Annotated in this window: 7 protein-coding genes and 1 pseudogene; 5 read left to right on the top strand and 3 right to left on the bottom strand. The window is 64.0% G+C overall.

Annotated elements, in window-relative coordinates:
- Positions 1-120: 120 nt before the first annotated feature.
- Positions 121-732: a pyridoxamine 5'-phosphate oxidase family protein gene (locus tag GGD62_RS35400; protein ID WP_183713024.1), complete on the bottom strand. Its 612-nt coding sequence runs from the start codon at positions 730-732 to the stop codon at positions 121-123.
- A gap of 122 nt (positions 733-854) precedes the next feature.
- Here GGD62_RS35400 and GGD62_RS35395 point away from each other — a divergent pair, with 122 nt between their 5' ends.
- Entirely contained in the window at positions 855-1,739 is an 885-nt protein-coding gene (locus GGD62_RS35395) for a LysR family transcriptional regulator (RefSeq protein ID WP_183713022.1), read from the top strand.
- A 132-nt stretch (positions 1,740-1,871) separates the two neighbouring features.
- On the opposite strand, the gene GGD62_RS35390 is transcribed toward GGD62_RS35395, so the two are convergent.
- Both GGD62_RS35390 and pobA read right to left on the bottom strand, forming a co-directional pair.
- A complete protein-coding gene (locus GGD62_RS35390) occupies positions 1,872-2,291 on the bottom strand; it encodes a PaaI family thioesterase (protein WP_179737999.1) in 420 nt (139 codons plus the stop codon).
- Positions 2,292-2,525: 234 nt separating this feature from the next.
- Positions 2,526-3,695 (bottom strand): 4-hydroxybenzoate 3-monooxygenase, encoded by a 1,170-nt coding sequence (gene pobA, locus GGD62_RS35385; RefSeq protein WP_183713020.1) that lies wholly within the window; start codon positions 3,693-3,695, stop codon positions 2,526-2,528.
- Between the two features lie 263 nt (positions 3,696-3,958).
- On the opposite strand from pobA, the gene GGD62_RS35380 reads away from it, so the two are divergent.
- The 4 genes and pseudogenes from GGD62_RS35380 to GGD62_RS35365 all read left to right on the top strand — a co-directional run bounded on the left by GGD62_RS35380 (position 3,959) and on the right by GGD62_RS35365 (position 7,495).
- A complete protein-coding gene (locus GGD62_RS35380; protein ID WP_018321430.1) occupies positions 3,959-4,975 on the top strand; it encodes a TRAP transporter substrate-binding protein in 1,017 nt (338 codons plus the stop codon).
- Between the two features lie 216 nt (positions 4,976-5,191).
- On the top strand, positions 5,192-5,701 hold the full coding sequence (locus tag GGD62_RS35375; protein WP_018321429.1) for a TRAP transporter small permease: 510 nt from the start codon (positions 5,192-5,194) through the stop codon (positions 5,699-5,701).
- Positions 5,702-5,703: 2 nt separating this feature from the next.
- Positions 5,704-7,023, top strand: a complete 1,320-nt coding sequence (locus GGD62_RS35370; RefSeq protein WP_018321428.1) for a TRAP transporter large permease — start codon at positions 5,704-5,706, stop codon at positions 7,021-7,023.
- An 11-nt stretch (positions 7,024-7,034) separates the two neighbouring features.
- Positions 7,035-7,495: pseudogene (locus GGD62_RS35365) on the top strand (DUF3237 domain-containing protein).
- Positions 7,496-7,623 lie beyond the last annotated feature (128 nt).

Raw genomic sequence — 7,623 nt, 5'->3', positions numbered from 1 at the left:
TGTCCTGTCCGCTTCACCGCCATCGATACCTCCAAGGCTTTGCCCTAGGGAATCACAACTGGCGGATTACGCAACAGGCCCACAAGGGGAGAGGGTGCACCGAGCGTGTCGTGTCTGAAATCAACTCGCCTTCTCTCCCTTCAACGCCGCGACCTCCGCCTCCAGCTCCGCAATCCTCGCATCCCTCGCCGCCGCCACATCACCCGCATCGAATTTCTGCGGAATGTGCTGTGGGCAGTTGGTGTCCCAGGCTGCGATCTTGAACATAATCACCTGCTCCGGCCGGGCGCGGTAGCCCTTCGGCATCAGCGACGTCGTCAACGCCTCGTCGTCCTCGACCACGCGCGCCTCGCCCCAGATCTTCACGCGGCGGCGATGGGCGTAGTCCATCACGAAAATGTAGGCCTTGGGATTCTCCGACAGGTTACCCTGGGTGATGTACTGCCGGTTGCCGGCATAATCGGTGAAAGCCAGCGTCTGCTTGTCCAGCACCTTCAAGAAGCCCTTCGGGCCGCCGCGGTGTTGGATGTAGGGCTGGCCATCGGCCGAGGCGGTCGCAAAGTAGAAGCTGCTGGCGTCAGCCAGGAATGCGGCGAGGTTCTCGTCCACCTCAGTGCGCCATCCACGCTGCTCGGCGTGGGCATAACCCTCGCGCGAGCCCTTGCGGGCCTGGATCGTCTTCACCGCCGGCGAGAACGCGACATCGCTGGCATAGGTGTGAACTGCAGTCATCGGAACATCTCCTGAAGATTCCGGCGCATTGCTGCGTCTTTCGACGACCAAAGTGGACCTCACGGCAGCTAAAACAATCTACCCGCTTGACACTTCATCATTGCGATATATGCAATAATGACATGGACCGCTTTGAAGCCATGCACGCCTTCGTCACCGTCGCCGATCTCAGCGGCTTCGCGCCGGCGGCGCGCAAGCTGCGCCTGTCGCCCTCGGCGGTAACGCGGCTGATCGCGGCGCTGGAGGAGCATCTCGGCGCCCGGCTGTTGCAGCGGACCACCCGGCAGGTGAGATTGACCGACGTCGGCACGCGCTATCTGGAGCGCGCGCGGCGTATCCTCGCCGATGTCGAGGAGGCCGACGGCTCCGCGCGGGAGGAGCGCAACCGGCCGAGCGGACGGTTGGTGGTATCGGCGCCGGTCGGCTTCGGCCGGCTGCATGTCGGGCCGGTCATGACCGACTATCTCAAGCGCTATCCCGAGGTGGGCGGGGAATTGCGCTTGTCGGATCACCTCGTCAATCTCGTGGAGGACGCCGTCGATGTCGCGGTGCGGATCGGTCATCTCGCCGATTCCTCGCTGGTGGCGCGCCAGGTCGGCGAGATGCGGCGGATCGTGGTGGCGACGCCGGGCTATCTGAAGCGCCACGGCGAGCCGAAGACGCCGGACGCGTTGCTCGAACACCAGACTATCCAGTTCGGCCCCTCCGCCAGCTGGCACTTCGTGCAGGACGGCCGCGACATCGAGGTCACGCCATCGCCCCGCTTCATCAGCAACAGCGCCGACGCCGCCCTGCAATACGCGGAAGCCAGCGGCGGGGTGACGCGCGTGCTGGCCTATCAGGCCGCCGAGGGGCTGAAACGCGGACGGCTGAAAATCGTGCTGGCGAAGTACGAGCAGCCGGCGCTGCCGATCCACGTCATTTACCCGACCTCGCGCCTGCTCTCGGCCAAGGTGCGCGCGTTCGTCGATCTCGTGGTGGAAACGGCGGAGTGGCGGTTTGGGTAGAACGTGTCCCGGACGCGCCGCGGAGCGGCGCAGAGCCGGGACCCAGAAGGCGGCAGGGTGCCATGTCGAGACATGGGTCCCGGCTCTGCGCAGCAGCGTTGCACGCTGCAGCGCGTCCGGGACACGGAGAGATCACCCCTTCTTCGGCACCACCCGGAACGTGCCGCTCGCCCGCGCGATCACGGTGTCGTCGGCTTTGACAAGACACTGCGCAAAGCAGATCGTCTTGCCGGTCTTGATCACGTCGCTCTCGATCGAACACCACTGGCCGATCTCGGCGGAGCCGGCAAAATCGACCGAAAGCGAGACCGTCACGAACGACGTGGTCCAGTTGGTCACCAGCGCACAACTATAGCCCATGGCATTGTCGGCGAGCGCCGCGATGAGGCCGCCATGGATCAGCCCGCGGCCGTTGGTGTGGGGCCTGGCCAGCCGGAGGCCGATGATGACGGCCTTGTCGGTGTTCTTGGAGTAAAGCGGCTCCCAGGGTTCGGTGAGAGGACTCTTGCGAAAGAGCGGCTCGAAGCCGGCGGGAATGTCGGTGGCGGTCATGGTTGTCTCGCGTTGCCGTGTCGTCAGCATTGAACGCGATGGCGATGACGGTTGCATCAATTACAAAGTTTCAAACGGAATTTGCGCGGGTGTTTGAAACACGGGCGGCGCCACAATGACACAGCCGTAGGGTGGGCAAAGCGAAGCGTGCCCACGCGCTTTCGCAATTATGGGAAGATGGTGGGCACGGCGCAAAGGCGCCTTTGCCCACCCTACGGCACCGTCGGCACCGTCTTAAAACGGTAGCCCGACATAATTCTCCGACAGCGACGTCATCGCGGCCTGCGACTGCGTGACGTAGTCGAGCTCGGCGAGCTGAATGCGCGCGCCGATGGTGCCGGTGTCGGGGAATTTGTGCAGCATCGAGGTCATCCACCAGGAGAACCGCACCGCCTTCCAGACCCGCGCCAGCGCCGTGGTGGAATAGGCGTCGATCCCGGTGCTGGATTTCTCGTCGTAGAATTCGCGCAGCGCGCTAGACAGATAATGCGCATCGCTGGCGGCGAGGTTCAGTCCCTTGGCGCCGGTCGGCGGCACGATATGGGCGGCGTCGCCGCAAAGGAACAGCCGGCCGAAGCGCATCGGCTCGGCGACGAAGCTGCGCAGGGGCGCGATGCTTTTCTCGATCGAGGGGCCGGTGACGAGGCTGTCGGCCGCCTCCTGGTCGAGCCGGCGCTTCAATTCGTCCCAGAAGCGGTCGTCCGGCCATTGGTCGACATGGTCGTCGAGCGAACACTGCACATAGTAGCGGCTGCGTTTGGTCGAGCGCATGGTGCAAAGCGCAAAGCCGCGGGCGTGGTTGGAGTAGATCAGCTCACGGCTGACCGGCGGCGTCTCCGACAGGATGCCAAGCCAGCCGAACGGATAGACCCGCTCGAACTCCTCGATCGCCCCGGCCGGGACGCTGGCGCGGCTGACGCCGTGAAAACCGTCGCAGCCGGCGATGAAATCGCAATCGATCTCGTGGGTGACGCCGTCCTTGACCCAGGTTACGCGCGGGTGACTGCCGTCGAAATCATGCGGCTGCACGTCCCTGGCCTCATAAACCGAGATCAGACCGGCGGCTTTGCGCGCGTTCATCAGATCGAGCGTGACCTCAGTCTGGCCGTAGATCATGACCGTCTTGCCGGTCGCCGCCTTCATGTCGATGCGGTGACGGCGGCCGGAAAAGGCCAGCTCGATGCCTTCATGGACCAGGCCCTCGGCATGCGCCCGCGCCCCGGCGCCGATCTGGTCGAGCAGCGCGACGGTTCCCTCCTCGAGCAGACCGGCGCGGATGCGACCGAGCACGTAATCCGGGCTCTGCCGCTCCAGAATGACATTGTCGATGCCGTAAGCGTGCAGCAGTTGCCCAAGCAACAATCCGGCCGGTCCGGCCCCGATGATTGCGACTTTTGTCCGCAATACTTGCTCCTTCCGATCCTGTAGGCTTTGCGCGCGGCTCGCTTGTCGCGTTGCTCCGCGCACGATAATTATATCATATAACGGTTGGGCAAAAGGGGAGGGCCGTCGCCGGGCAGCGACAAATCCATGCAGCATGGCTGACGCAGACGGCGCGGCCAGGTGCGCGCCAGTTCCGGCTTGAACGCGCCGGCCGATTAGATAACATGTTAATTAACGAGACCGGGCCATCGAAGCCCGCCGTCGAAAACAGGGAGAGACGTGTGATGAGGAAAGCCTGTCTGGCGTTGCTGCTGGCCGCAAGCGTGACGCCTGCGTTTGCGCAGGACAAGACCTTCGATTTGAAGATCTCGCACTGGGTGCCGGCTTCGCATCCGCTGCAGAAGTCGCTGGAAGACTGGGCTGCCGCGGTCGAGAAGGATTCCGGCGGCACCATCAAGGGCAAGGTGTTTCCGGCCCAGCAGCTCGGCAAAGCATTCGACCACTACGACATGGCGCGCGACGGCATCGCCGACGTCACCTATGTCAATCCCGGCTACCAACCCGGCCGCTTCCCGATCGTCGGCGCCGGCGAGCTGCCGTTCCTGATCTCGGACGCCAAGGGCGGCTCGATGGGGCTGGACGCCTGGTATCGCAAATATGCCGAGAAGGAGATGAAGGACGTCAAATACTGCCTCGCCTTCGTCCACTCGCCCTCCTCCTTCCATTCCAAGTCCAAGAAGATCGTGCTGCCCGAGGACGTCAAGGGCATGAAGATCCGCCCGGCGCACGCCACCATGGCGAACTTCGTGACGTCGCTCGGCGGCACCAATGTGCAGTCCTCGGCGCCTGAGGTCCGCGACATCATCGAGCGCGGCGTCGCCGACGGCGTCACCTTCCCCTGGGGCTCCCTGGTGCTGTTCGGCATCGACAAGGTGACCAAGTACGACATGGAGGCGCCGCTCTACACCACGACCTTCGTGTTCGTGATCAACAAGGACAAGTACAACGCGATGTCCGACAAGCAGAAGGCCGCGATCGACAAGAACTGCTCGGTCGAAATGGCGGGCATGGTCGGCGAGCACTGGGGCAAGTTCGAGGATGCCGGCATCGACAAGGTGAAGGCGGAATCCGGTCACGAGGTCTACAAGCTGACATCCGAGCAGACCGCTGCCTGGAAGAAGGCCGCCGAGCCGCTGGTGAAGACCTGGTCCGAGGGCGCCAAGAAGGCCGGAGCCGATCCGGACGCCGCACTCGCGGATCTCAAGGCCTCGCTGAAGAAGTACAACGCGCTAGCGGAGTGAGGCCCAACGGCGCCCGCACACTCGCTCGACCTCCCCCGCTTGCGGGAGAGGTCGGCGCGTCCGGGCGATGCGAAGCATCGTCCCGCGCGCCGGGTGAAGGCTCTCTCCCCTTGGGGAGTCTCTCTGTGGAGGCACCCCCACCCCTCCCCCGCAAGCGGGAGAGGGAGCCCAGCACCGTCGTGGATGCAACGCACTCATCTTGAACAGGACCACCCCATGAAGCGCTCCTGGATGGACCGCATCATCGACACGATCGAATGGATCGCGGCCGGCTTCGTCGGCATCGTCGCGCTCGACATCTTCCTGTCGGTGCTGCTGCGCAACACGCTGAATTATTCGATCCCCGATTCGTTCGACATCGGCCGCATGTTGCTCGGCATCCTCATCTTCTGGGGCATCGCCGCGACCTCCTATCGCGGCACCCATATCACCGTGGACCTCGTCTGGGGCAATGTCGGACCGCGCCATCAGCGCTGGATCGACGTGTTCGCAACCCTGGTGCTGCTGTTCGTCGTGACGGTGCAGACCTGGACGCTGTTCGACAAGGTACGCGGCACCTACAACGACAATGTCCTGACCTTCGACATGCACATGCCGACATGGCCGTTCTTCGCGATCGCCTGGGTCGGTGACGTCTGCGCCGTGCTGCTGATCGCGATCCGCACCTACCGCCTGATCTTCCACCCCGAAGACATGCACGATCCCAAATTGAAGGCGACGGAGTAATCATGAGCACCGATGCCGTCGCCGTAATCGGCTTCGTCTCCCTGTTTGTCCTGATGCTGCTGCGCGTGCCCGTCGGCATGGCCATGGGCCTCGTCGGCGTCTCCGGCTTCGCCTATCTCGTCAACGGGACGGCGGCCCTGAAGCTGGTCGGCCAGACCTCGATGCGCACGGTGACCGACTACACCTTCGGCGTCATCCCGATGTTCCTGCTGATGGGCTCGTTCGTGTCCAATTCCGGCATGAGCCGCGAGCTGTTCCGCGCCGCCAACGGGTTCGTCGGACATTTGCGCGGCGGCCTCGGCATCGCCACCGTCGGGGCCTGCGGCGGCTTTGCCGCGATCTGCGGCTCCTCGGTCGCGACCGCCGCGACGTTCTCCGCCGTCGCTTACCCGGAGATGCGCCGTTTCGGCTATCCGCAATCGTTCGCCACCGGCGTGATCGCCGCCGGCGGCACGCTAGGCGCGATGCTGCCGCCCTCCACGGTGCTCGCGGTCTACGGCATCATCACCGAGCAGGACATCGGGAAGCTCTTCATCGCCGGCATCATCCCGGGCCTACTGGCGATGAGCATGTACATGATCACGATCTTCCTGATCGGCTATTTCCGCCCCGACTTCCTGCCCAAGGGCAAGGTGACACCGTGGCGCGAGCGCTTTGCGGGCCTGAAGGAGATCTGGGCGCCGGTGCTGCTGTTCGTGTTCGTGATCGGCGGCCTCTATGGCCTGCCCTATTTGCCGCGCTTCACGCCGACGGAAGCCGGCGGCGTCGGCGCCGCCGGTGCGTTCATCATCGGCGTGCTGACGGGCCGGCTCGACCGCGAGAAGATCCTGGCCTCGCTGCTGCAGGCGACGCGCACCGCGGCCGCCGTCTTCACCGTGCTGATCGGCGCGCTGATCTTCGGCTACTTCCTCACGGTAACGCAGACGCCGCAGAAAGTGACCGAATTCCTCACCGGCCTCGGCCTCGGCAGTTACGGCGTGCTGGCGCTGATCATGGTGATGTATCTCGTGCTCGGCTGCCTGATGGACGCAATGGCGATGATCATCCTCACCGTGCCGATCATCTTCCCCGTGATCACGCATCTCGGCTTCGACCCGATCTGGTTCGGCGTCATCATCGTCATGACCGTCGAGCTCGGCCTGATTCACCCGCCGGTCGGGATGAACGTCTTCGTCATCAAGAGCGTGGTGAAGGACGTCTCCTTCTCCACGATCTTCAAGGGCGTGATTCCGTTCGTGGTCACGGACCTGATCCGCCTCGTGATCCTGATCGCCTTCCCGCTGCTCGCGACCTGGCTGCCGACGCGGATGATGGCGCATTGACAGGGTGAAGCATGACGACACCGGCGCTCGAGACGAAATACGTCTTCACCATCACCGCGCGCATCGGCGACGTCGTCATCGCCGGCGAGACCGGCATCGGTGTCCGCCGCATCATCCCGATCATCGGCGGTGAGGTCACGGGCGCGATATCAGGCAAGGTGCTGCCGTTCGGCGCCGACTTCCAGACCATCCGACCCAACGAGCTGATCGACCTGGAGGCGAAATACGCCTTCGAGACCGACGACGGCGCCATTGTCTATGTCGAGAACAAGGGCATGCGTTTCGGACCGGTCGAGCTGCTGCAGAAGCTCAAGCGCGGCGAGCCGGTCGATCCCAAGCTGATCTATTTCCGAACCGTGCCGAAATCGAGACCGGGCACGACAAGTATCGCTGGCTGATGGAGCACATTTTCGTCGGCTCAGCCGCGCGCCACGCCGACCGCGTCGTGATCGACGTCCATCAGGTGATGTGACCATACGCTCTGCGGTCGTCCCTGCGAACGCAGGGACCCATACCGCGGAATCTATCGATTGCGGGCGGTGGCGAACGGCAAGTCTTCGCCAAACTCCTCCCTGGGGTTATGGGTCCCTGCGTTCGCAG

The sequence above is a fragment of the Bradyrhizobium sp. ERR14 genome (assembly GCF_014198235.1).
Lineage (GTDB): Bacteria > Pseudomonadota > Alphaproteobacteria > Rhizobiales > Xanthobacteraceae > Bradyrhizobium.
Note: the sequence above shows the minus strand (reverse complement) of the source record. Positions and strands in the feature narration are given on the sequence as shown.

Excerpts from the sequence above, each read along its gene's own strand:
- GGD62_RS35400 (WP_183713024.1), bottom strand. The coding sequence starts at position 732 with ATGACTGCAGTTCACACCTATGCCAGCGATGTCGCGTTCTCGCCGGCG.
- GGD62_RS35395 (WP_183713022.1), top strand. The coding sequence starts at position 855 with ATGGACCGCTTTGAAGCCATGCACGCCTTCGTCACCGTCGCCGATCTC.
- GGD62_RS35390 (WP_179737999.1), bottom strand. The coding sequence starts at position 2,291 with ATGACCGCCACCGACATTCCCGCCGGCTTCGAGCCGCTCTTTCGCAAG.
- GGD62_RS35380 (WP_018321430.1), top strand. The coding sequence starts at position 3,959 with ATGAGGAAAGCCTGTCTGGCGTTGCTGCTGGCCGCAAGCGTGACGCCT.
- GGD62_RS35375 (WP_018321429.1), top strand. The coding sequence starts at position 5,192 with ATGAAGCGCTCCTGGATGGACCGCATCATCGACACGATCGAATGGATC.
- GGD62_RS35370 (WP_018321428.1), top strand. The coding sequence starts at position 5,704 with ATGAGCACCGATGCCGTCGCCGTAATCGGCTTCGTCTCCCTGTTTGTC.